This is a genomic window from Enterococcus sp. FSL R5-0957, from assembly GCF_038008005.1.
Classification (GTDB): domain Bacteria; phylum Bacillota; class Bacilli; order Lactobacillales; family Enterococcaceae; genus Enterococcus_B; species Enterococcus_B faecium.
The window spans coordinates 2,535,001-2,556,840 of record NZ_JBBOYG010000001.1; the positions used below are offsets into that span (position 1 = coordinate 2,535,001).

18 protein-coding genes, 2 rRNA genes and 1 other annotated feature (1 of these 21 only partly in view) are annotated in these 21,840 nt (G+C 40.1%); of the genes, 5 read left to right on the plus strand and 15 right to left on the minus strand.

Annotated elements, in window-relative coordinates; genetic code table 11:
- Both MKX69_RS12355 and MKX69_RS12360 read right to left on the minus strand, forming a co-directional pair.
- Positions 1 to 390, minus strand: a 23S ribosomal RNA gene (locus tag MKX69_RS12355); it reaches 2,525 nt to the left of the window's first position.
- A 344-nt stretch (positions 391 to 734) separates the two neighbouring features.
- Positions 735 to 2,294: ribosomal RNA gene (locus MKX69_RS12360) — 16S ribosomal RNA — on the minus strand.
- Together the 16S and 23S rRNA genes form the textbook arrangement of a ribosomal RNA operon.
- 516 nt (positions 2,295 to 2,810) lie before the next feature.
- Here MKX69_RS12360 and MKX69_RS12365 point away from each other — a divergent pair.
- The 4 genes from MKX69_RS12365 to serS all read left to right on the plus strand — a co-directional run bounded on the left by MKX69_RS12365 (position 2,811) and on the right by serS (position 7,549).
- On the plus strand, positions 2,811 to 3,770 hold the full coding sequence (locus MKX69_RS12365; protein ID WP_000222573.1) for an IS30 family transposase: 960 nt from the start codon (positions 2,811 to 2,813) through the stop codon (positions 3,768 to 3,770).
- Positions 3,771 to 4,099: 329 nt separating this feature from the next.
- Positions 4,100 to 4,789: a response regulator transcription factor gene (locus MKX69_RS12370; protein WP_002295268.1), complete on the plus strand. Its 690-nt coding sequence runs from the start codon at positions 4,100 to 4,102 to the stop codon at positions 4,787 to 4,789.
- On the plus strand, positions 4,776 to 5,984 hold the full coding sequence (locus MKX69_RS12375) for a sensor histidine kinase (RefSeq protein ID WP_002295267.1): 1,209 nt from the start codon (positions 4,776 to 4,778) through the stop codon (positions 5,982 to 5,984). Before MKX69_RS12370 ends, MKX69_RS12375 begins: the two co-directional genes overlap by 14 nt.
- A gap of 38 nt (positions 5,985 to 6,022) precedes the next feature.
- Positions 6,023 to 6,228, plus strand: a binding site (T-box leader).
- A 49-nt stretch (positions 6,229 to 6,277) separates the two neighbouring features.
- Positions 6,278 to 7,549: a serine--tRNA ligase gene (gene serS / locus MKX69_RS12380; RefSeq protein WP_341010443.1), complete on the plus strand. Its 1,272-nt coding sequence runs from the start codon at positions 6,278 to 6,280 to the stop codon at positions 7,547 to 7,549.
- Between the two features lie 535 nt (positions 7,550 to 8,084).
- On the opposite strand, the gene guaB is transcribed toward serS, so the two are convergent.
- The 9 genes from guaB to mnmE all read right to left on the minus strand — a co-directional run bounded on the left by guaB (position 8,085) and on the right by mnmE (position 18,267).
- On the minus strand, positions 8,085 to 9,569 hold the full coding sequence (gene guaB / locus MKX69_RS12385; protein WP_002293341.1) for an IMP dehydrogenase: 1,485 nt from the start codon (positions 9,567 to 9,569) through the stop codon (positions 8,085 to 8,087).
- A 673-nt stretch (positions 9,570 to 10,242) separates the two neighbouring features.
- Positions 10,243 to 10,938, minus strand: coding sequence for a DUF1129 domain-containing protein (locus MKX69_RS12390; protein WP_002293104.1), 696 nt, complete (start codon positions 10,936 to 10,938; stop codon positions 10,243 to 10,245).
- 89 nt (positions 10,939 to 11,027) lie between these two features.
- A complete protein-coding gene (gene ychF, locus MKX69_RS12395; protein WP_341010544.1) occupies positions 11,028 to 12,128 on the minus strand; it encodes a redox-regulated ATPase YchF in 1,101 nt (366 codons plus the stop codon).
- Between the two features lie 8 nt (positions 12,129 to 12,136).
- Complete coding sequence (locus MKX69_RS12400; RefSeq protein ID WP_002293106.1) at positions 12,137 to 12,328, minus strand: DUF951 domain-containing protein; 192 nt, start codon at positions 12,326 to 12,328, stop codon at positions 12,137 to 12,139.
- Positions 12,329 to 12,348: 20 nt separating this feature from the next.
- Complete coding sequence (locus MKX69_RS12405) at positions 12,349 to 13,239, minus strand: ParB/RepB/Spo0J family partition protein (protein ID WP_341010447.1); 891 nt, start codon at positions 13,237 to 13,239, stop codon at positions 12,349 to 12,351.
- Positions 13,226 to 13,993, minus strand: a complete 768-nt coding sequence (locus MKX69_RS12410; RefSeq protein ID WP_002293108.1) for a ParA family protein — start codon at positions 13,991 to 13,993, stop codon at positions 13,226 to 13,228. The genes MKX69_RS12405 and MKX69_RS12410 overlap by 14 nt, the downstream gene beginning before the upstream one ends.
- 11 nt (positions 13,994 to 14,004) lie before the next feature.
- Positions 14,005 to 14,718, minus strand: coding sequence for a 16S rRNA (guanine(527)-N(7))-methyltransferase RsmG (rsmG, locus tag MKX69_RS12415; protein WP_341010450.1), 714 nt, complete (start codon positions 14,716 to 14,718; stop codon positions 14,005 to 14,007).
- 233 nt (positions 14,719 to 14,951) lie between these two features.
- A complete protein-coding gene (mnmG, locus tag MKX69_RS12420) occupies positions 14,952 to 16,853 on the minus strand; it encodes a tRNA uridine-5-carboxymethylaminomethyl(34) synthesis enzyme MnmG (RefSeq protein WP_341010453.1) in 1,902 nt (633 codons plus the stop codon).
- A 16-nt stretch (positions 16,854 to 16,869) separates the two neighbouring features.
- Positions 16,870 to 18,267 carry a tRNA uridine-5-carboxymethylaminomethyl(34) synthesis GTPase MnmE gene (gene mnmE, locus MKX69_RS12425; RefSeq protein WP_086323436.1) on the minus strand — a complete coding sequence of 466 codons (1,398 nt, stop codon included), beginning with the start codon at positions 18,265 to 18,267 and terminating at the stop codon, positions 16,870 to 16,872.
- A gap of 344 nt (positions 18,268 to 18,611) precedes the next feature.
- On the opposite strand from mnmE, the gene MKX69_RS12430 reads away from it, so the two are divergent.
- Positions 18,612 to 18,950 carry a hypothetical protein gene (locus MKX69_RS12430; RefSeq protein ID WP_070769970.1) on the plus strand — a complete coding sequence of 113 codons (339 nt, stop codon included), beginning with the start codon at positions 18,612 to 18,614 and terminating at the stop codon, positions 18,948 to 18,950.
- A gap of 169 nt (positions 18,951 to 19,119) precedes the next feature.
- On the opposite strand, the gene jag is transcribed toward MKX69_RS12430, so the two are convergent.
- The 4 genes from jag to rpmH form a co-directional block, all read right to left on the minus strand.
- Positions 19,120 to 19,878: an RNA-binding cell elongation regulator Jag/EloR gene (jag, locus tag MKX69_RS12435; RefSeq protein WP_341010460.1), complete on the minus strand. Its 759-nt coding sequence runs from the start codon at positions 19,876 to 19,878 to the stop codon at positions 19,120 to 19,122.
- 17 nt (positions 19,879 to 19,895) lie between these two features.
- A complete protein-coding gene (locus MKX69_RS12440; protein WP_002309900.1) occupies positions 19,896 to 20,714 on the minus strand; it encodes a YidC/Oxa1 family membrane protein insertase in 819 nt (272 codons plus the stop codon).
- Positions 20,711 to 21,067 (minus strand): ribonuclease P protein component, encoded by a 357-nt coding sequence (gene rnpA / locus MKX69_RS12445; RefSeq protein ID WP_002293120.1) that lies wholly within the window; start codon positions 21,065 to 21,067, stop codon positions 20,711 to 20,713. Before rnpA ends, MKX69_RS12440 begins: the two co-directional genes overlap by 4 nt.
- Positions 21,068 to 21,184: 117 nt before the next feature.
- Positions 21,185 to 21,319, minus strand: coding sequence for a 50S ribosomal protein L34 (rpmH, locus tag MKX69_RS12450; protein ID WP_002293121.1), 135 nt, complete (start codon positions 21,317 to 21,319; stop codon positions 21,185 to 21,187).
- Positions 21,320 to 21,840: the final 521 nt, after the last annotated feature.

Here is a 21,840-nt window from a genome sequence, read left to right on the forward strand (position 1 = left end):
TTCCACATTTCGTCTACGGGGTTTTTACCCTCTTTGACTGACTTTTCCAAGTCATTCGACTATCTGAAAGAACTACCATATTGGAGTCCTACAACCCCAACAAGCAAGCTTGCTGGTTTGGGCTTTTCCCGTTTCGCTCGCCGCTACTCAGGGAATCGAATTTTCTTTCTCTTCCTGCAGGTACTTAGATGTTTCAGTTCTCTGCGTCTACCTCGAATGTGCTATGTATTCACACAATCGTAACATCCTATTAAAGATGTTGGGTTCCCCCATTCGGAAATCTCTGGATCATAGCTTACGTACAGCTCCCCAAAGCATATCGGTGTTAGTCCCGTCCTTCATCGGCTCCTAGTGCCAAGGCATCCACCGTGCGCCCTTATTCACTTAACCTTATCAACCTTACGGTTGGGTTTTGATCCTTCTTCTAGCGATAGAAGTTAGATCAAGAAAATAAGCAATTGAACTTATTAAAAAACTCTATCCAGCTCACAAATCAGCCTGTACGGCAAAAAGATCGATCGTCTCATAAAATCAAAGATTTTATGGCCGTCCGCCTATTTTGCTTCAGGCTAAACAATTTGTTCAGCTTTCAAATTCAACGCGGTGTTCTCGGTTTGTATTACTTACATTTACTTCAAATATCCAGTTTTCAATGAACAAAAGTGTTTGAGAGTAAACCTCTCAAAACTGAACAAAGTAAAAACAAATTGTGTAGTCTCCGTAATATTCCTTAGAAAGGAGGTGATCCAGCCGCACCTTCCGATACGGCTACCTTGTTACGACTTCACCCCAATCATCTATCCCACCTTAGGCGGCTGGCTCCAAAAGGTTACCTCACCGACTTCGGGTGTTACAAACTCTCGTGGTGTGACGGGCGGTGTGTACAAGGCCCGGGAACGTATTCACCGCGGCGTGCTGATCCGCGATTACTAGCGATTCCGGCTTCATGCAGGCGAGTTGCAGCCTGCAATCCGAACTGAGAGAAGCTTTAAGAGATTAGCTTAGCCTCGCGACTTCGCAACTCGTTGTACTTCCCATTGTAGCACGTGTGTAGCCCAGGTCATAAGGGGCATGATGATTTGACGTCATCCCCACCTTCCTCCGGTTTGTCACCGGCAGTCTTGCTAGAGTGCCCAACTGAATGATGGCAACTAACAATAAGGGTTGCGCTCGTTGCGGGACTTAACCCAACATCTCACGACACGAGCTGACGACAACCATGCACCACCTGTCACTTTGCCCCCGAAGGGGAAGCTCTATCTCTAGAGTGGTCAAAGGATGTCAAGACCTGGTAAGGTTCTTCGCGTTGCTTCGAATTAAACCACATGCTCCACCGCTTGTGCGGGCCCCCGTCAATTCCTTTGAGTTTCAACCTTGCGGTCGTACTCCCCAGGCGGAGTGCTTAATGCGTTAGCTGCAGCACTGAAGGGCGGAAACCCTCCAACACTTAGCACTCATCGTTTACGGCGTGGACTACCAGGGTATCTAATCCTGTTTGCTCCCCACGCTTTCGAGCCTCAGCGTCAGTTACAGACCAGAGAGCCGCCTTCGCCACTGGTGTTCCTCCATATATCTACGCATTTCACCGCTACACATGGAATTCCACTCTCCTCTTCTGCACTCAAGTCTCCCAGTTTCCAATGACCCTCCCCGGTTGAGCCGGGGGCTTTCACATCAGACTTAAGAAACCGCCTGCGCTCGCTTTACGCCCAATAAATCCGGACAACGCTTGCCACCTACGTATTACCGCGGCTGCTGGCACGTAGTTAGCCGTGGCTTTCTGGTTAGATACCGTCAAGGGATGAACAGTTACTCTCATCCTTGTTCTTCTCTAACAACAGAGTTTTACGATCCGAAAACCTTCTTCACTCACGCGGCGTTGCTCGGTCAGACTTTCGTCCATTGCCGAAGATTCCCTACTGCTGCCTCCCGTAGGAGTTTGGGCCGTGTCTCAGTCCCAATGTGGCCGATCACCCTCTCAGGTCGGCTATGCATCGTGGCCTTGGTGAGCCGTTACCTCACCAACTAGCTAATGCACCGCGGGTCCATCCATCAGCGACACCCGAAAGCGCCTTTCAAATCAAAACCATGCGGTTTTGATTGTTATACGGTATTAGCACCTGTTTCCAAGTGTTATCCCCTTCTGATGGGCAGGTTACCCACGTGTTACTCACCCGTTCGCCACTCTTCTTTTTCCGGTGGAGCAAGCTCCGGTGGAAAAAGAAGCGTTCGACTTGCATGTATTAGGCACGCCGCCAGCGTTCGTCCTGAGCCAGGATCAAACTCTCATAAAAAGTTCGAACAATCTTGCGATTGTTAAGCTCAATTTGTTTGCTAGCATATTGCTTGCTTGTTAAAAATGTTTGTTGTCTTGAATTGAATCAAGACGCCCTACACATTTGGTTTGTCTTACTTTGTTCAGTTTTCAAAGGTCTACTTCATCGGGAGTGTTTCCCGATTCGTTTTTGGCTGCCGTAGCAACTTTTATATCATATCAGAGAGACAAGCGATTATCAACTCTTTTTTAAAAGTTTTTTTCGATTTCGTTTTTTGAAATCTTTCAGCAACTCATTTATCATAATTTATCGTTTGTTATTTGTCAAGAACTTTTTGAAGTTTTTTTCGATAGAATCAAGCTTCGCAAGCGGTTCTTTTTTAACGACTCAGTTATCTTATCATGTCATTTCCAACATGTCAACAACTTATTTTTTATTATTCGCCGATTGTAAAATTAAGCTAGACAACTAAAAAAGTCATTTGTGCTACACTCAAAATAGTTCCGTCCAAAGAATTATAAGGAGTGAGTACAAATGACCTATACCCATCTTACAACGGATGAACTTGTAATGATAGAGTCTTATTTCAAAATAAATCAATCTGTTGCGAAAACTGCGCATTGCTTGAATCGTTCAAGACAAACGATCCATAAAGTATACCTGTTCTTCAAGCAAGGAAAATCAGCCTTAGAGTACTATCAACAGTATAAGAAAAACAAATCAAACTGTGGTAGACGCCCGCTTGTTTTACCTGAGGAACAATCAGAATATATTCAAAGAAAGGTTGTTCAAGGATGGACACCCGATGTGATTGTTGGTCGTGCAGCGTTTCCTATTCGTTGTTCTGCTCGTACCATTTATCGTATGTTCAAAAAGGGGCTATTTAATCCTTCTGACTTACCGATGAAAGGCAAGCGTAAACCAAATGGACATCAAGAAAGACGTGGAAAACAAGCTTTCCGTCGCTCTATTCATGAACGTGAAAAAGATTATAGCCAATTCTCAAATGAGTTTGGTCACCTTGAAGGTGACACTATCGTAGGTTTGAAACATAAAAGTGCTGTAATTACCTTAGTTGAGCGATTATCAAAAGTTATCATCACATTGAAACCGTGTGGTAGACAAGCGATTGATATTGAAAACAAATTAAATCATTGGTTTGAATCTGTACCGAAAAATCTATTCAAATCCATCACTTTTGATTGTGGAAAGGAATTTTCAAATTGGAAACAGATCAGTAATGCCAATGATATTGCCATTTATTTCGCTGATCCAGGAACGCCGTCTCAAAGAGGCCTAAACGAGAATTCTAACGGATTGTTACGTAGAGATGGTTTATTGAAATCTATGGATTTCAATTCAGTAGATGAATCTTTTATTCAATCTGTCGCATCGAAACGAAATAATATTCCTAGAAAATCACTGAATTATCGAACACCTTTGGAAGTATTTTTGAGTTACGTAAGTATTGATGATTTGTCTAACTTAATTTGACAATTAAGAATTTAATAAGTTATTGGTGTTCTTTTGAACAAATAATAATATATCAACATCACATGTGAAAGTCAATAAGAAAATGCTTATTTATCAACATTTCTAGCTTACATGATCATTGGTTAGTTCTGGTCCTTTTTCGTTCGTCTTTATAACTCCGAGAGACGTAAAATCCTTTTGTTTTCAGTTTAATGTTCATGTTCTTGTCTTATTCACACCAACTAGATGTCTCACCTTCTAAAATTTTCCTTAACAAAGTGCTGCTTTTATCTATTTCTGCTTTTTTTTGCTAGAATAATAGTAACAATATGACTCTGGAGGATTTATTTATGAAAATTTTGATTGCTGACGATGATAAAGAAATCGTTGAATTATTAAGTATCTATGTTCACAATGAGGGGTATGAAGCAGTAAAGGCTTATGACGGGAAGGAAGCATTATCTAAGATTAGAACAATTCCCGATATTGAATTACTTATCTTGGATATCATGATGCCTGAGATGGATGGGATGCAAGTAGTGAAAGAGCTACGAAAAGAATCCCAAATACCAATCATTATGCTGACAGCAAAAACTACTGATATGGATAAGATCAAAGGACTGGTCGCTGGTGCAGATGATTATGTGACCAAGCCATTTAATCCGTTAGAAGTAATGGCTAGAGTAAAGTCTTTATTACGGCGTACAAAAATGCAGATTGCCCCAGATCAGCCTGATGTATTAGAAGTAAATGCATTAATCATCAATAAAGACTCTCATGAAGTTAAAACAATCGATGGGAAAGAAATCCAGTTAACAGCTTTGGAATTTGGTATCCTCTACTTGCTTGCTAGTCATCCTAATCGAGTATTTAGCGCGGATGAAATTTTTGAGCGTGTTTGGAAACAAGAAAGTATTGTCTCTGCTAAAACTGTCATGGTTCACGTTAGTCATTTAAGAGATAAGATTGAAGAAGCAACTGGTGGTGAAAAAGTCATTCAAACCGTTTGGGGAGTGGGCTATAAAATTGACGCAAGATAGTAAACGAGCAACTGAAAAACGCCGTCGGATCAATTTGACTTCAAAAGAAATCAGCGAATTGTTAGCGGAAGGAATCATCACGATTATCCTTTTGCTTCTATTAAATGTTTCTATTCTGGTTGTTATCAGTTCGGTGATCAACAGTTCACCTTCTTTGACGAATGCGATTTGGGATTCAAAGAATATTTTTGCAGAACGATTGAACACTGATTTGTTCTGGAACGGCCGGAATTTTATTATTCCCTTTTTCTTTCTATTAGATATTGGTGTTTTGTATTGGCGCTTGATTCGAAGATATCGCCAAATGCAATTGCGGCATATCATCAGCGAACTTCACTACATCGCAAACGGAAATTATGATCATCGTATCCCTTTTGAACTGAGTGGTGACTTAAGCCGAGTGGTAACAAGTATCAATGGATTGGTGGATAGTACCGTAGCAGCGATTGAAGACGAACGTAAAATCGAAAAATCAAAAGATGAATTGATCACGAATGTCAGTCATGATATCCGTACCCCACTCACGTCCATCATTGGATACCTAGGACTGATAGAAGATGGCCAGTATCACTCAGAAGAAGATCTTTTAAAGTATACGCATACTGCTTATATCAAAGCAAAGCAGATGAAATCTTTAGTGGACGACTTATTTGAATACACTAAGGTACGCCAGCCTGCTGTCCCGGTGAATTTTTCTGCCTTTGACATGATCCAGTTGATCGAACAGTTAGCAGCTGATTTTGAGTTGGAAGCTTCTAAAAAAAATATCCAAATACTTGTTCAATCAAAAGTAGACTCCCTTATCATGGATGGCGATACCGAAAAACTTGTACGTGTCTTCAATAATCTTTTGACGAATGCGTTGAAATACGGAAAAGGAGCAACGAAGATCGTAATCGAAGTAGAACGTATCGGTTCAGAAGTTGTTGCAACAGTCAAAAATAACGGAGCAATGATCCCACAACAGGCAATCGATAATCTATTCGACCGTTTTTATCGTGTAGAAGAATCTCGTTCACAAGCAACTGGAGGAACTGGACTTGGTTTAGCAATCGCTCAAAGCATTGTGGCTTTGCACGGCGGATACATTTATGCAAAATCAGATAAGCAATGGACTTCTTTCATCATGCACCTTCCAATCAAGAAAAATGAAAAATTACCTATTGATACACAGGAAGTTATTGACGAAAGCTGAAATATTCGCTATTCTTATTACAATTATTAGAATAAATGAAAAACACAGAACCCAGTACACTTTATTCTTTTTCAGAGAGCTGATGGCAGGTGTAAATCAGCAAAGGATAATTTGGAAGTTCCAGTTCGTTTACGTGCCCTTTCGAAATAAGAAAGGTCGGTTCAACAGCCGTTATGTGTTCAACAAGTGCAGCTGACGCTGAACTTGGGTGGTACCGCGAATTTCAGACTGATTCGTCCCAAGAATAATGGGATGGATCAGTCTTTTTTTATTTTCAAAAAGGAGGAAATCATATGTTAGATGTAAAAATGATGCGACAAAATATTGAAGAAGTACAAGAAAAATTGATGACTCGGGGCGTAAAAAAAGAAACATTAGCTGAATTCATGGAACTAGATGAAAATCGTCGTAAGCTACTAGTCAAAAGTGAAGAATTAAAAAAATATCGAAATGATGTTTCTGCTGAGATCGCCCAATTGAAGCGTGCAAAAGAAGATGCTTCTGCTAAAATCGCTGAAATGAAAAAAGTCGGTGGCAACATCAAAGCATTGGATACTGAAATTGCTGAAGTGGATGAAAAGTTGAAACAAATTGCAACTACTTTGCCAAACCTTCCCCATGATTCTGTGCCAGTTGGAACAGATGAAGAGGACAATGTAGAAATCCGTCGTTGGAGCGAACCACGTACATTTGCTTTTGAACCAAAACCACACTGGGAAATTGCAGAAAATCTTGATATTTTAGATTTTGAACGTGGCGCAAAAGTAGCCGGTAGCCGTTTTGTCTATTACAAAGGATTAGGTGTTCGATTAGAACGTGCAGTCTACAACTTCATGCTTGATCAGCATATTTACGAACACGGCTATACTGAAATGATCACTCCTTATATCGTCAACAGTAAAGCGATGTTTGGTACGGGACAATTTCCAAAATTCAAAGAAGATGTTTTCCAATTGGAGAATACTGATCTAACGTTAATCCCAACAGCTGAAGTACCATTAACTAACTATTATAATGATGAAATTTTAGATGGTGCAGATTTACCTATTTATTTCACTGCACTAAGCCCTGCTTTTCGTTCTGAAGCCGGAAGTGCTGGTCGGGATACACGAGGACTGATTCGTCTTCACCAATTCAATAAAGTAGAAATGGTCAAATTTTCGGATGCAGAGCATTCCTACGAAGAATTGGAAAAAATGACAGCTGATGCAGAAGATATCTTGAAAAAATTGCATTTGCCTTATCGTGTGATGGCCTTATCAACTGGAGACATGGGCTTTTCTGCAGCTAAAACTTATGACTTAGAAGTATGGATTCCTGCACAAGATACTTATCGTGAAATCAGTTCTTGTTCTAACTGTGAAGATTTCCAAGCACGCCGAGCAATGATCCGTTATCGCGATAATGATGGAAAAATCCACTATGCTCATACTCTGAATGGTTCAGGACTTGCAGTTGGCCGTACAGTAGCTGCCATTTTGGAAAATTACCAAAATGAAGATGGTTCTGTCACAGTTCCAGAAGCGCTCGTTCCTTATATGGGTAATCTGAAAGTTATTAAATAAAGAGGTTGTGAAAAAGCTGTCCAGCATCAAGTAATAAGAGCTGCCAAACAAAAATAGCTCCTCTGATTTTTCGTTTTGTTGGGCTTATTACCGCAGATGCAAGCTTTTGAACACCGTTTATCAGAGGTTGTGAAAAAGCCGCTTAGTTTCGAGTATTAAGAAAAATTTTGTGAAAATGGCTTTCCACATTTTTGCATAAATTGGACTTAATACCGAGAAACTGGCTTTTGAACACCATTTACCAAGAGGTCGTGAGCCTGCCGTTCAGCTCCGAGTCACAAGGAACAATTTCAAAAAACAGCTCCTCATGTTTATTGAATATTGTGACTTGTGACCGAGGAATTGGCAGGAGAACACCGTTTACCAAGAAGTCGTAAGCCTGCCGTTTCACTCCAAACCACAAGGAGTAATTTCAAAAAACAGCTCTTCATATTTTATGAATATTGTACTTGTGATTCGGAGTTGGCAAGGAAACATTTTTTATTCAAAAAAAGAGTGGTGACACAACATGTGTTACCACTCCTTTTTAGTATTTTTAAGATTCAACTGAATAGTTTGGTGCTTCTTTCGTGATTTGTACATCATGAGGGTGTGATTCTTTTAATCCGCTGCCGCTCATTTGGATGAATTGCGCTTCATCACGTAATTGCTGTAAATTGGCTGCCCCAACATAACCCATTCCTGAACGCAAACCGCCGATCATTTGGAAAATAATGTCTGCAACACTTCCTTTGTAAGCAACCCGACCTTCGATTCCTTCTGGTACTAATTTATTTGCTTCATTGACACTACCTTGGAAGTAACGGTCTTTTGAACCTTTTTCCATCGCGCCTAATGAACCCATACCTCGGTATGTTTTGAATCGACGTCCTTGGAAGATTTCGAATTCACCTGGTGATTCATCTGTCCCCGCCAACATGCTGCCTAACATAACTGCATGTCCGCCGGCAGCTAATGCTTTGACGATGTCACCAGAGTACTTGATTCCTCCGTCTGCAATAATCGCTTTGCCATATTGACGAGCAACTGATGCTGCATCATAGATGGCTGTGAGCTGAGGTACACCTACACCAGCTACCACACGTGTCGTACAAATCGATCCTGGTCCGATACCGACTTTTACGACATCCACCCCTGCATCATATAAAGCTTTTGTCGCTTCAGCCGTCGCAACGTTCCCAGCAATCAATGTTGCATCTGCAAAAGTTGAACGGATTTCTTGGATTTTTCGGATTACACCTGCACTATGTCCATGAGCTGTATCGATGATGATTGCATCTACCCCTGCTTCTAATAAAGCATTCGCACGCTCGAATGTATCGCTTGTTACACCAACAGCTGCTGCTACAAGCAATCGACCATGTTCATCTTTTGCTGCATTTGGAAATTCGATCACTTTCTCGATATCTTTGATCGTGATCAATCCGCTTAAACGACCTTCGTTATCAACGATTGGTAATTTTTCGATTTTATGTTTTTGCAAAATCTTTTCTGCATCTTTTAGAGAGGTACCTACTGGGGCAGTCACTAAGTTGTCTTTTGTCATCACATCAGCAATCGGCATGTGGTAATCTGTTACAAAACGCATGTCGCGGTTTGTAATGATCCCTACCAATTTTCTGTTTTCAAGTGTTTCAACGATCGGCACACCACTGATACGGTATTTGCTCATCAATTCTTCTGCGTCTGCTACAAGATGCTGTGGCGTTAAGAAGAACGGATCAATGATGACGCCACTTTCAGAACGTTTGACTTTTCTTACTTCATCCGCTTGCTGGCTGATCGTCATGTTTTTATGGATCACACCTAATCCGCCTTGTCTTGCCATAGCGATGGCCATCTTGCTGTCGGTAACGGTATCCATACTTGCACTGATGATTGGAATATTCAACTTAATATTTTTAGCTAATTGTACGCTCATATCCACTTCGTTTGGTAACACGTGACTTTCTGCTGGTATCAATAAGACATCATCAAAAGTAAATCCTTTTTTCGTGAACTTTGTTTCCCAGTTGGACATTTTTAGTACCACTCCTCTAATTTAGTTTATCTATTAAAATAATTGATTTTTTCATTTAAGTCAATGATCTACATAGAATCAAATTAGCTTTCTCATAGAATACCAATATAAATCGCTTACATCTGTGTATATACTAAAAGAGAGTGCGACAGAAGTGGTTAGCTGATTAAACACCGTTTAGTGGAGAGGTTGTGAAAAAGCTGTTATGCATCAAGTAATAAGAACTGCCAAACAAAAATAGCTCCTCATATTTTTCGTTTGGTTGGGCTTATTACCGCAGATGCAAGCTTTTGAACACCGTTTACCGAGAGGTTGTGAAATCAGCGCCCTGATTGAGTATTAGAGAAACAAACGGTAAAATAGTTCCTCATATTTTGCCGTTTTTTGAGCTAATGCCGAGGGTCAGCTGATTGAACACCGTTTAAGAAAGAGGTCGTGAGCCTGCCATTCAGCTCCGAGTCACAAGGAGCAATTTCAAAAAACAATTTCTCTTGTTTGTTGAATATTGTGATTTGTTACCGAGGAGTTGGCAAGAGAACACCGTTTATTCGAAAAAAGGAGCTGCGACAAGACTTTTGTCACAGCCTCTTACTATTATTTAACTATGGATAAACGGAATGAGGTCCTTTACTACCTCTCAATATTTAGTAAAGCTACTGCTCTGCTTTCTGGTTTATCTTCTTGGAACGGATAAACTTCCAATGATCCCATACTTTTTCTTCAAGTAGTAACGGACGGCTAAAGCAGCTGCTCCGATGATGATAACTACTATCGGATCTAATACTGGATTGATAACTGGCGGCAATAGCGTTGTCGCAGAAAACAGCACGACCCAAAGAAGTGTCGTTCCACCTAGGATAAGCAATGTTTTACCCATTCCTGGTTTCTTGCTTCGATCTGCTCCTGGGTATTCATACTGATAGATGTACTTGTACATCATATAAAAGACCCAGCCCCCGATTGCAGAACCTAGAACGAGTGTAGAGAAGCCATAAGCTGGCGTTGTTCCACGTGAAAACAATCCGGTAATCGCGATCATGATACTTAATAGACCAAGCAGTAGTAATGTATTATCCAACCACATCAATAAAGGGGTTGATGTATTTTGTATTTCTGCTGGTTTATTGATGATTGCTTCCGTTCTTTCAGAGACTGTCCCGAACAATTGGCGAGCTGTTTTTCCGCCTTTTTGTTCTGCAACTAAAGTAGGCAGAATGTCATGAAGGGCTTTTACTTTTTCTTCTTCAGACAAATTCGCTGCTTCTAAAGATTTTTTCAAATCAAAAATGTACTGTTGATTTCTTTTGGTTAATTTTGTTTCTAAACTATTGTTTTCTTTTACGATTTCTCGTAATTGTTCTGGTTCCATTATCTAATAGTCCTCCTTAGCCGTTCCTTTTCTCAACGGTCGTCACAAAAGACATTCTACCATATTCTACAGCTAGTTTGATAGCCCTTTTACACATTAAAGCGGAATAACATTACATCGCCATCTTGTACAACATAATCTTTTCCTTCTAATCGAACACGCCCAGCTTCTTTTGCTGCATGCATGTTTCCATAATGATCCAAGTCTTCAAAAGAGACAGTTTCCGCACGGATAAATCCGTGTTCGAAATCTGAATGGATGATTCCTGCTGCTTGCGGCGCTTTGATTCCTTTTTTGAATGTCCAAGCACGTACTTCTTGTTCCCCAGCAGTAAAGTAAGTAGCTAAGCCTAACAAATCATAAGCGGCACGGATCAACTGATCCAAACCTGATTCTTCGATTCCTAAAGCTTCTAGAAATTCTGCTTTGTCTTCTTCATCTAATTCTGCGATTTCTTCTTCTGCACGAGCACTGACCACGATCACTTCTGCATTTTCTTCTGCCGCAAAGTTGCGCACTTCTTGTACATAATGATTCGCATCTGCATCTGCCACATCATCTTCTGACACATTTGCTACGTAAAGAATTGGTTTTGTCGTCAATAAGAATAGTGATTTAACGATTTTTTGTTCTTCTTCTGTGAATTCAATCGTTCGAGCAGATTTTCCTTCTTCCAGTACAGGTTTGATTTTGTCCAATACAGCTAGCTCTGCCACTGCATCTTTATCTTTGGTTTTAGCAACTTTTGCTACACGAGTATAGCGTTTGTTGATAGATTCCAAGTCTGCTAACACTAGTTCCAAGTTGATTGTATCAATATCTTCTAGTGGATCGACGCGTCCTTCTACGTGAGTGATATTATCATCATCAAAACAGCGGACAACGTGACAAATAGCATCTACTTGGCGGATATGGCTTAAGAATTGATTCCCCAAACCTTCTCCTTTACTAGCGCCTTTTACGATCCCAGCAATATCTGTAAATTCAAAAGTCGTCGGAACAGTTTTTTTCGGATGTACAAGTTCTGTTAAGCGTTGCAAACGCCAGTCAGGTACTTCTACCATCCCTACGTTGGGGTCGATCGTTGCAAAGGGATAGTTTGCTGCTTCTGCTCCTGCTTTTGTGATCGCATTAAACAAAGTTGATTTTCCTACGTTGGGCAACCCAACAATTCCAGCAGTCAATGCCATAAATTTATTCACTCTTTCTCTGCATTTTTTTCAATTACTTTTTTTAATTTCTTTTCAAAATCTCGACGGGTCATCATGACGATATGTCCGCAATTCATACATCTGATTTTGATATCTGCGCCCATTCGAATGACTTCCCAGCGGTTCGTCTGGCAAGCGTGAGGTTTTTTCATTTCAACGATATCGTGCAAGTCGTACATAAAAATAGCCTCCTTTTTGTTTATTCTTCATCAAATTGAATATTCAAGATATCAAGAATTCGTGTCAAATCTTTTTGAGAAAGGTATTCGATCTCGATCTTACCTTTCCCGTTTTTTTCTTGGATAGCTACGCTCGTACCAAATTTATCCATCAAACGATCTTCGCTTTCTCGGATATAATAGGGTTTTTCCTTTGCTAGCCTTGGGATTTTTTTCTTTTCTTTTCCATCATTTTGATTTAACTCAGAAACGATCTGTTCCAGTTGGCGGACAGTTAAATTTTCAGTTACTGCACGATTGGCTAATTTCAAGATCAATGATTTGTTTTTCAAGCCTAACAGCGTACGAGCTTGTCCCATAGATAAACGTTGATCTTGCACCATTTCCTTAACAAGATCTGGTAAAGAAAGCAAGCGCAAATAATTGGCGATATAAGGTCTGCTCTTTCCTAAACGACTAGCTACTTCGGCTTGTGTCAGTTTCAGATTTTTCATCAGCATTTCATACGCTTCTGCTTCTTCTAATGGATTCAGATCTTCCCGTTGCAGATTTTCCAACACGGCTACTTGCATCATTGCTTCTTCGTCAAAGTCTCTGACGATAGCAGGGATCGTTTCTTTTTCAGCTAGTTTGGACGCTCGAAAACGTCTTTCCCCTGCGATGATCTCATACCCTTTTACTGCAGAACGGCGTACGATGATTGGTTGGAAGACGCCTGATTGTTCAATAGAATTAGCTAGTTCTTGCAAAGATACTTCTTCAAATGTCTTACGAGGCTGATACGGATTTGGACGCAGCTCATTCAATGGCAACTGGATCACGGTATCATCTTTTACATCCACCGTCTCTAAGTTTTCTAAATCTTGAAACAATGCATCGATTCCTCGGCCTAATCCTTTACTTTTCTTCACGACTTACCACTTCCTTTGCCAATGCTTGGTAGACTTCAGCTCCCCGAGAACGTGGATCGTAGTCGATGATCGGTTTTCCATGACTAGGTGCTTCTGATAAACGAATATTTCTTGGGATGATCGTTTCATAGACTTTTTCGCGGAAGTATTTGCGTACTTCTTCTACGACTTCATTTCCCAGATTTGTTCGTGCATCATACATGGTCAGCAAGACACCTTCTATTTCCAATTCTGGATTGAAGTGCTTTTGGACTAAACGAACCGTATTCAGTAATTGGCTTAATCCTTCCAATGCGTAATATTCACACTGAACAGGTATCAAAATCGAATCACTGGCTGTAAATGAATTGATTGTCAAATGGCCAAGAGAAGGCGGGCAGTCGATCAAGATATAATCATACTGGCTGCTGACTTCTGCCAAAGATCCTTTTAATCTTGATTCTCTTGCCATCATTGATGTCAATTCGATCTCTGCTCCTGCTAATTGGAGAGTCGCAGGCACAATACTCAAATTTTCATGTTCAGTGATCAACGTCGCCTCATCAATTGGCAATTCATTGACTAGAACGTCATAGATGTCTTTTGTCACATCGGGTTTTCTGATCCCGACACCACTGGTAGCATTTCCTTGTGCATCCATATCCACTAGCAATACTTTTTTGCCAAGGCTGGCAAGACAAGCACCTAGATTTACCGTCGTCGTTGTTTTGCCGACGCCACCTTTTTGGTTCGCAACAGATATTATTTGTGCCATCTCTTCTCCTCCTATTTGATTGGCTGCTTATTAGGCAGACCGGGCTTTCTTGGGTATTTATTTGGGGTTATTTTCTTTTTTTGAATGACGATAATATGCCGTTGGTCAGAGACATTCGGCAAGGTAACCGCCTCTTCTTTGAGGAATTTACCACCTAATAAAGCAATCGCTTGTTTTGCTTCTGTCAGTTCCTCTTCACTTTTTGCTGCTTTCAATGCATAAAAATAGCCTTCTTGTTTAGCCAAGGGCAAACACAATTCTGCTAACACATTCAAACGTGCAACTGCACGAGCAGTGACAAGGTCAAATGATGCACGAAATTGAGGATTTTGTCCAAATGTTTCTGCCCGGTCATGATATAAGGAAGCATCGATTCCTAATAATCGAGTTAGTTCAGACAAGAAGGTTATTCGTTTATTCAGAGAATCAACAATCGTTATCTGCAATTCGGGAAAGGCAATTTTTAAAGGTATGCTAGGAAATCCTGCCCCTGAACCGACATCGCATAAAGATAAAGGTTGCGTAAAGTCTACTTCAAATGCTAACGTAAGCGAATCGTAAAAATGCTTCAGGTATACGTCTTTTTCATCCGTAATGGCTGTAAGATTCATTTTTTCGTTCCATTCGACTAATGTCCGATAATAGATAGCAAATTGTTCCATTTGATGATCGGTAAGCTCTATCCCTTTTTCTGCCAAAGATTGGCGAAATTCTTCTGGTATCATAATTATTCCTTTCATTGTGAAACAGCAATTGTTTCACAGATTCTCTCCCTACTTTAACGCAAAATTCCAAGACATGCAATCCTTCCATATGGATTCTTAAAAATTTGAAAAGTAAGAAACGCCGATAGATTTTTTCTTTCTATTATGGCACTCATAAAATACACATAGAAGAGAGAACTAGCTTTGGGCAATTTCTGCAAAAACTGGTTCTCTCTTCTATTTATTATTACGTATTACGCTGGTTCACTGACTTTCGCAATCTTCCCTTGTTCGATATAGACCATTAAGATGCTTAGATCTGCAGGATTTACTCCGCTGATCCGGCTAGCTTGGGCAATTGTTTCTGGTTGGATTTTCTGCAATTTTTGTTTTGCTTCTGTTGCTAATCCGTTGATTGCTGCGTAGTCGATGTTTTCTGGAATCTTTTTCGCTTCCATGCGTTTTAATTTTTCTACTTTTTCCATGGCTTTTTTGATGTAGCCTTCATATTTGATTTGGATTTCTACTTGTTCGATTTCTTTTCGTGTTAATTCTTCATTCTCTGGAATAAACCGTAGAAGATCTGCATAAGTAATCTCAGGGCGTCTTAAAAAGTCGCTTGCTAGTACGCCATCTTTTAGAGGTGCCGCATTAATCGTCGCTAAAAAGGCTTGAACTTCTTCTGTTGGTTTGATCCGTACATTCATCAAACGTTTGATTTCTTGTTCAACTGCTTCTTTTTTCTTCAAATAAGCCTTGTATTGGTCCTCTTTTACTAAGCCCACACGGTGACCCATTTCTGTCAATCGCAAATCTGCATTATCATGACGTAAAAGCAGACGGTATTCAGCACGTGAAGTCAGCAAACGGTAAGGCTCGTTCGTTCCTTTTGTCACCAAATCATCGATCATGACACCGATGTAACCATCACTTCGTTTGATCACTAAAGGCTCTTTTCCTTGAACTTTCAAAGCTGCATTGATACCAGCAATCAGTCCTTGTCCAGCCGCTTCTTCATACCCGCTTGTACCATTTGTTTGTCCAGCTGTATAAAGATTTTCAACGACTTTAGTTTCTAATGTCGGACGGAGTTGGTGTGGTTCTACTACGTCATATTCGATAGCATATCCTGTACGCATCATTTCTACTTTTTCCAAACCGGCGATGGAATGAAGCATGTCGACTTGGACATCTTCTGGTAAAGAAGTAGATAACCCTTGAACATAGACTTCTTCTGTGTTCAAGCCTTCTGGTTCTAAAAATAGTTGGTGACGTGGTTTGTCTGCAAAACGCACAATCTTATCTTCGATGGATGGACAATAGCGAGCGCCTACCCCTTCAACGATCCCTGTAAACATTGGGGCACGATGTAAGTTGTCTCGAATGATTTGGTGAGTCGTCTCACCTGTATAGGTCAGCCAGCAAGATTCCTGATTTAGTTTATAGGCACTATCTGGTGTACTAAAGCTAAAATGATTCGGCTCTTTGTCACCAGGTTGTTCTTCTGTAACAGAATAATCGATTGTACTTGATTTTACTCGAGGCGGTGTTCCTGTTTTGAACCGTTCGATAGCAAAACCAAGTTCTTTTAGATGATTCGCTAGTCCAATAGAAGGTTGAGAGTTATTCGGACCTGATGAATATTTCAATTCACCGATAATGATTTCTCCGCGAAGTGCTGTTCCGGCTGTAATAACAACTGCTTTTGCCCGGTAGCTCGCTCCTGTGGAAGTCACTACACCATGACAAACACCATCTTCGACGATCAGTTCTTCGACGATTCCTTGTCTTAACGTCAAATTTGGTTCTTTTTCGATCGTATGTTTCATTTCTGTTGAATAAGCTTGTTTGTCTGCTTGTGCTCGCAATGCTCGGACAGCTGGGCCTTTTCCTGTGTTCAACATACGCATTTGGATATAGGTTTTATCGATATTCTTACCCATTTCTCCACCTAGCGCATCGATTTCTCGAACAACAACGCCTTTAGCTGGTCCGCCTACAGAAGGATTACATGGCATGAATGCTACCATATCCAAATTTATTGTCAGTAATAACGTTTTTGAGCCCATACGTGCAGCAGCAAGTGCAGCTTCTGAACCGGCATGTCCTGCGCCGACAACGATCACGTCATACGCATCTGCTTCATAATGTTTCAATCGTTTGTTCCTCCTTTTATTTTCCTAAACAAAATTGACTGAATAATTGAGTGATCAATTCATCTTGTACACTGTCGCCAACCACTTCTCCTAGATAGTCCCAGCAACGCGTCATATCGATTTGAACGAGATCCACAGGCATTCCTGCATCAATACCTGCAATGACTTCTTCAAGTGACAGGGAAGCTTTTTCTAACAATGCGATATGGCGGGTATTGGAAACATAAGTAGCGTCTCTTTCTCCTGTTTCTCCGCTGAAGAATAAATCAGAAATAGCTGATTCCAAACGATCTAGTCCGTCGTTTTTAGCTACGGAAATTGAAAAAACTGGTTCATTTTCGATCAATTTGTTCAATTTTTCTTGTTCCAACTGTGCTGGCAAATCTGTTTTATTTAGAAGAATGATCCGTTTCAATCCACTTGTCGCTTCCAGTAATTGTTCATCTTCTGCTGTCAGTGGTTCGCTTTGGTTTAGAACAAGTAAGATCAAGTCTGCTTCTGCTAATGCTTTACGGCTTCTTTCGACCCCGATACGTTCCACCACATCTTCTGTTTCCCGAATTCCAGCTGTATCGATTAGCTTGAGCGGTACGCCTCGAACATTGACATACTCTTCGATTACATCTCGAGTCGTTCCTGCAATGTCCGTAACGATGGCTTTTTCTTCTCTTAACAAATGGTTTAACAAGCTTGATTTGCCGACATTTGGCCGACCGATGATCGCCGTACTTAACCCTTCCCGCAGAACCTTTCCTTGCTTGGACGTAGCAAGTAGTGCTTGGATTCTTTGTTGGATCATCTGTGCTTTTTCAAGCAATAACTTCGTAGTCAATTCTTCGACGTCGTCATATTCCGGATAATCAATATTTACTTCTACTTGAGCTAATGTCTCTAAAATCTCTTGTCTCAATGAGCGGATCAAAGCAGACAGATTGCCGTCTAACTGATTAAGGGCTAACCCCATTGCTTTGTCTGTTTTTGCTCGAATTAAATCCATTACAGCTTCTGCCTGTGAAAGGTCAACACGACCATTCAAGAATGCTCGTTTTGTGAATTCGCCTGGCTCAGCTAATCTTGCCCCTTCTCTTAACAATAACTGCAAAATTTGATTGACTACGACGATTCCGCCGTGACAATTGATTTCTACTACATCTTCTCGCGTAAATGTCTTTGGTGCTCTCATCACGGAGACCATGACTTCATCGACTAGCTGATCGCTCTTGGGATCAACGATGTGTCCATAATGGATCGTATGGCTTGGTACTTCTGATAGTCGTTTATTCCCAGAATGATAAACTTTATCTGCTAGTTGCACAGCTTGATCGCCACTTAAACGAACGATACTGATTGCTCCTTCTCCAGGCGGGGTAGAAATTGCCGCAATCGTATCAAATTCTAAAGTAATTTCAGCCATTTTTTCACTTCCTTTTTCATTTTGCGCACAAAAAAAGTGCCCACTCCACCCTTTATGCATAATAAATGGTGAACTTCGCACTTTGACTGCTTGTTCTTGATTAAATTCTGGTCATAGGTTATCACACTTGCCATAAGGAATCAAGTGCTTAAAACAAGTTATATGAAGTTGTACCTCACCTGATTCCATTACCTTACATTTAATTGACTTTGGATGTCTCTTTGTGTTCTTTGGTTTATTCGAAGAGAAAATACTGTATAAACAAGGCTTTATCTTTCTTAAAAAAAACGGTACACTAAGTGGTAGCGCTATCTAAACTATACACTTTTGAAAGGAGAAAAGGAGTGAGCCAGTTCAACTCTGATGCATTGAAAGAAGAAAGTGATCCTCGGATCAACGATGTTGTTTTATCTACAGGAAATATCAATCAAAAATATATCGTCCGCGATATCGTTTTTGTTGTGGAATGCTTAGAAGCTGATTTGTTTGACCCAGCTTTTCCCAAAGAGGATCTTTTCTTGACAACGAAGAGGAAATTAAAGATGAAGGTTCTTGAATATGGTGCGAATGCGGTGATCAACTGTCATTTTGAGTATCAGCAAAGAAATCGGGATGGAAAGTATTTTCTGGAACTTTTTGCTTATGGAACAGTGATCCAATTTATCCAAACGACGATTGGTTAAATGAAACAGGTACAAAAAAAGCGGAGCAAAACTGAAAACAGTTTCGTTCCGCTTTTTTCTATCAAAGTTAGTGACTACTTCATCGTATACTCTGATAAGAATGATTTCTAGTAAAATATACTTGGTTTGAAAAACTTTGTCAACGTGATTTATTCAAAAAGTAATGGAATCAATAATATTTTTTAGCAGGTTCAACTACTAAGTAACGATAAGGTTCCTCACCTTCCGAATGTGTTTTTACATGTTCATCTTTACTTAATGCAGCATGGATTTGTTTACGTTCAAAGGCAGGCATTGGTTCTAAGAAAACAGGCTGTCCTGTCCGTTTTACTTTTTCAGCCGTACGATCAGCTAAACGCTGAATGATCTCTTGGCGCTTTTCACGGTAATTGCCTACATTGACCACTACAGATAGCTTATTTCTTGCTAAACGATGGATGAAGACTTGTGCCAGATATTGTAATGCATTCAGCGTTTTTCCATGTTTCCCAATCAGTAACCCTTGCTTTTGTGTTTCTAAATGGAAAACGACCATATTATTGGATTCTCTTTCCATTTTGACAAGAGCTGGAGCATCAAGCTGTTTTGAAATTTCAGTAAGATAGACTGCCAATTCCGTTAAAGCTGCTTCATCACCTAGCTCACTTACTTCTTCTGTTTTTTCTTCAAGAATCGTTTCGTTGACTACCTCGATCTCAGCTGTTGGTTCTTCTTCTAAAATCTCTTCTACCGTCTGTTCTACTGTTTCAGAAATTTTTTCACTGATACTTGGCTGGATCGAAAGCCGTACATTTTTTCGGCCCATTCCTAGGAAACCTTTTTTTCCTTCTTCCAGTATTTCGATTTCAACTTGGTCTTTGGCCAAACCCAAATCAGCTAGACCTAGTTGAACAGCTTCATCTATTGTTGCAGCTTCATAAATCGGCATTAGCATTCCCTCCCCTATTATTTCCGTTTTTTCTTAGGATTCATTGCTTTCTTCAATGCACGTTCTCTTTCGCGGATTTTACGTGCTTCTTCTTCCCGTTCTTTTCGAATTTTGAAAGGATTATTGATCAGCAGCGTTTGTACAACTTGGAAGGCATTGGAAACCACCCAGTATAATGAAAGACCGCTGGCTAAATTGACACCCATCACTAAAATCATTACAGGCATCACGAAATTCATGATCTTCATTGATGCATTCGATTCAATCTGACTCATGCTAGATAAATACGTACTTGCAAAAGTAAAAATTGCTGCTAGAATCGGCAAGATAAATGTTGGATCCGCGTTCCCTAAGTTCAACCATAAGAAATGGCCTTGTTTCAACTCAGGTACACGGGAAATAGATTGCCATAACGCCATCAAGATTGGCATTTGTACCAATAAAGGAAGACAACCAGCATATGGATTGACTCCATTTTCCGCATATAAACGCTGTTGCTCTTCTCTTAATTTACTTTGTGTTTCTGGGTCTCTTGAACTATATTGTTGCTGCAGTGCTTTTAATTTCGGTTGTAATTCTTGTGTCTTTCGCATGCTCTTTGTTTGGAAATGCATCAGCGGCAACAAGATCACACGGATGATCAATGTAAATAAAATAATCCCTATCCCTGCATTACCAAATGACAACGCCTTGATCGCCTCAGCAAAGTAATAAACAATATAACGATCCCAAATTCCTGTACTTTGTGCGCTGACTTCCCCAGTTCCGCAACCGGATAAGACGATGACCAAACTAACGATACCGGCCATCAAAAGTAAACGTTTGTATTTCTTCACTTACTCTTTTCCTCTCTGTCGATTATTTTTGCAAGTTTTAAGACGTGGACTAAATTGGAGCGAACCTCATCATAAGTCAGCCCCTTCACACTTGGTCTAGCAATCACAATAAAATCCAACTCCGGATCAATCTCTTCTTTTATAGAATAAACAGCTGCTCGGATTTTTCGTTTGACTTCATTGCGGCTTACCGCGTTGCCGACCTTTTTTCCTACAGATAAACCAACTCGAAAATGAGGCTGTCCCGGTTTTTTCAAACGGTAAACGACGAATTTGCGGTTAGCAAAAGAATCTCCCGTATGAAACACGGCTTGAAACTCTCGTTCTTTTTTTACTCGATACGCTTTTCTCATTAGTTTTCTTTCCTTTTCTATCTCTCACTTACGCTCATAATCATACCATAATTACGATTGTCCTTTCATCATTTCCCTAAAAAAGAGTATAAAAAAAACCACTGAAACCCCAGTGGCCTAAGCTGAAAGAACTTTTCTTCCTTTACGACGACGGCTAGCTAACACACGACGTCCATTTTTAGTACTCATACGTTTACGGAATCCGTGAACTTTTTGACGTTTACGTTTATTTGGTTGGTATGTTCTTTTCATATATTCCACCTCCAAAATGTTCTTATCTATTTTATAAACACAGACATACTTTGATAGTATAACGACAAAGTAGTGATTTTGTCAATATAAAATAGAAGATCGATTGTCAAAACTTATCCACAAGATTATTTTTTTCTATGGGAACCCCATGTGGAAAAAGTTATACACAGGAATTATCCACAAATAATAACGAGGCACTTTTACACAGAAAACACACGTGTAAAAAAAGTAATACACAGACAGACATTTTCCTGTGTATTTCGTCCCTAAACTATTGATAAATATACATTTATTATCCACAGGCATAGGAGGAAATCTAGTGATTTTTACGAGTTGTCCACCTGTGCATTAGCGGTGTGGAAAACTTTTTTTGACAGCTGTGTTTTTCTTTTTTTTTATTTGTCGATTATGTGGATAATTGTAATTAAAAAATTTTTTTCTTCGGTTTCTGTGGAAAACTATTGAAAAAAATGCTAAATTAGTACTAGTTATTCACTTTTTAATGAAGGAGGAGGCCTTAT

Coding starts and splice junctions, on each gene's coding strand:
- rpmH (WP_002293121.1), bottom strand. CDS start 21,319: ATGAAAAGAACATACCAACCAAATAAACGTAAACGTCAAAAAGTTCAC.
- MKX69_RS12410 (WP_002293108.1), bottom strand. CDS start 13,993: ATGGCACAAATAATATCTGTTGCGAACCAAAAAGGTGGCGTCGGCAAA.
- MKX69_RS12370 (WP_002295268.1), top strand. CDS start 4,100: ATGAAAATTTTGATTGCTGACGATGATAAAGAAATCGTTGAATTATTA.
- guaB (WP_002293341.1), bottom strand. CDS start 9,569: ATGTCCAACTGGGAAACAAAGTTCACGAAAAAAGGATTTACTTTTGAT.
- MKX69_RS12400 (WP_002293106.1), bottom strand. CDS start 12,328: ATGTACGACTTGCACGATATCGTTGAAATGAAAAAACCTCACGCTTGC.
- rsmG (WP_341010450.1), bottom strand. CDS start 14,718: ATGATACCAGAAGAATTTCGCCAATCTTTGGCAGAAAAAGGGATAGAG.
- ychF (WP_341010544.1), bottom strand. CDS start 12,128: ATGGCATTGACTGCTGGAATTGTTGGGTTGCCCAACGTAGGAAAATCA.
- MKX69_RS12365 (WP_000222573.1), top strand. CDS start 2,811: ATGACCTATACCCATCTTACAACGGATGAACTTGTAATGATAGAGTCT.
- serS (WP_341010443.1), top strand. CDS start 6,278: ATGTTAGATGTAAAAATGATGCGACAAAATATTGAAGAAGTACAAGAA.
- MKX69_RS12390 (WP_002293104.1), bottom strand. CDS start 10,938: ATGGAACCAGAACAATTACGAGAAATCGTAAAAGAAAACAATAGTTTA.
- rnpA (WP_002293120.1), bottom strand. CDS start 21,067: ATGAGAAAAGCGTATCGAGTAAAAAAAGAACGAGAGTTTCAAGCCGTG.
- mnmE (WP_086323436.1), bottom strand. CDS start 18,267: ATGGCTGAAATTACTTTAGAATTTGATACGATTGCGGCAATTTCTACC.
- jag (WP_341010460.1), bottom strand. CDS start 19,878: ATGCCGATTTATGAAGCTGCAACAATAGATGAAGCTGTTCAACTAGGT.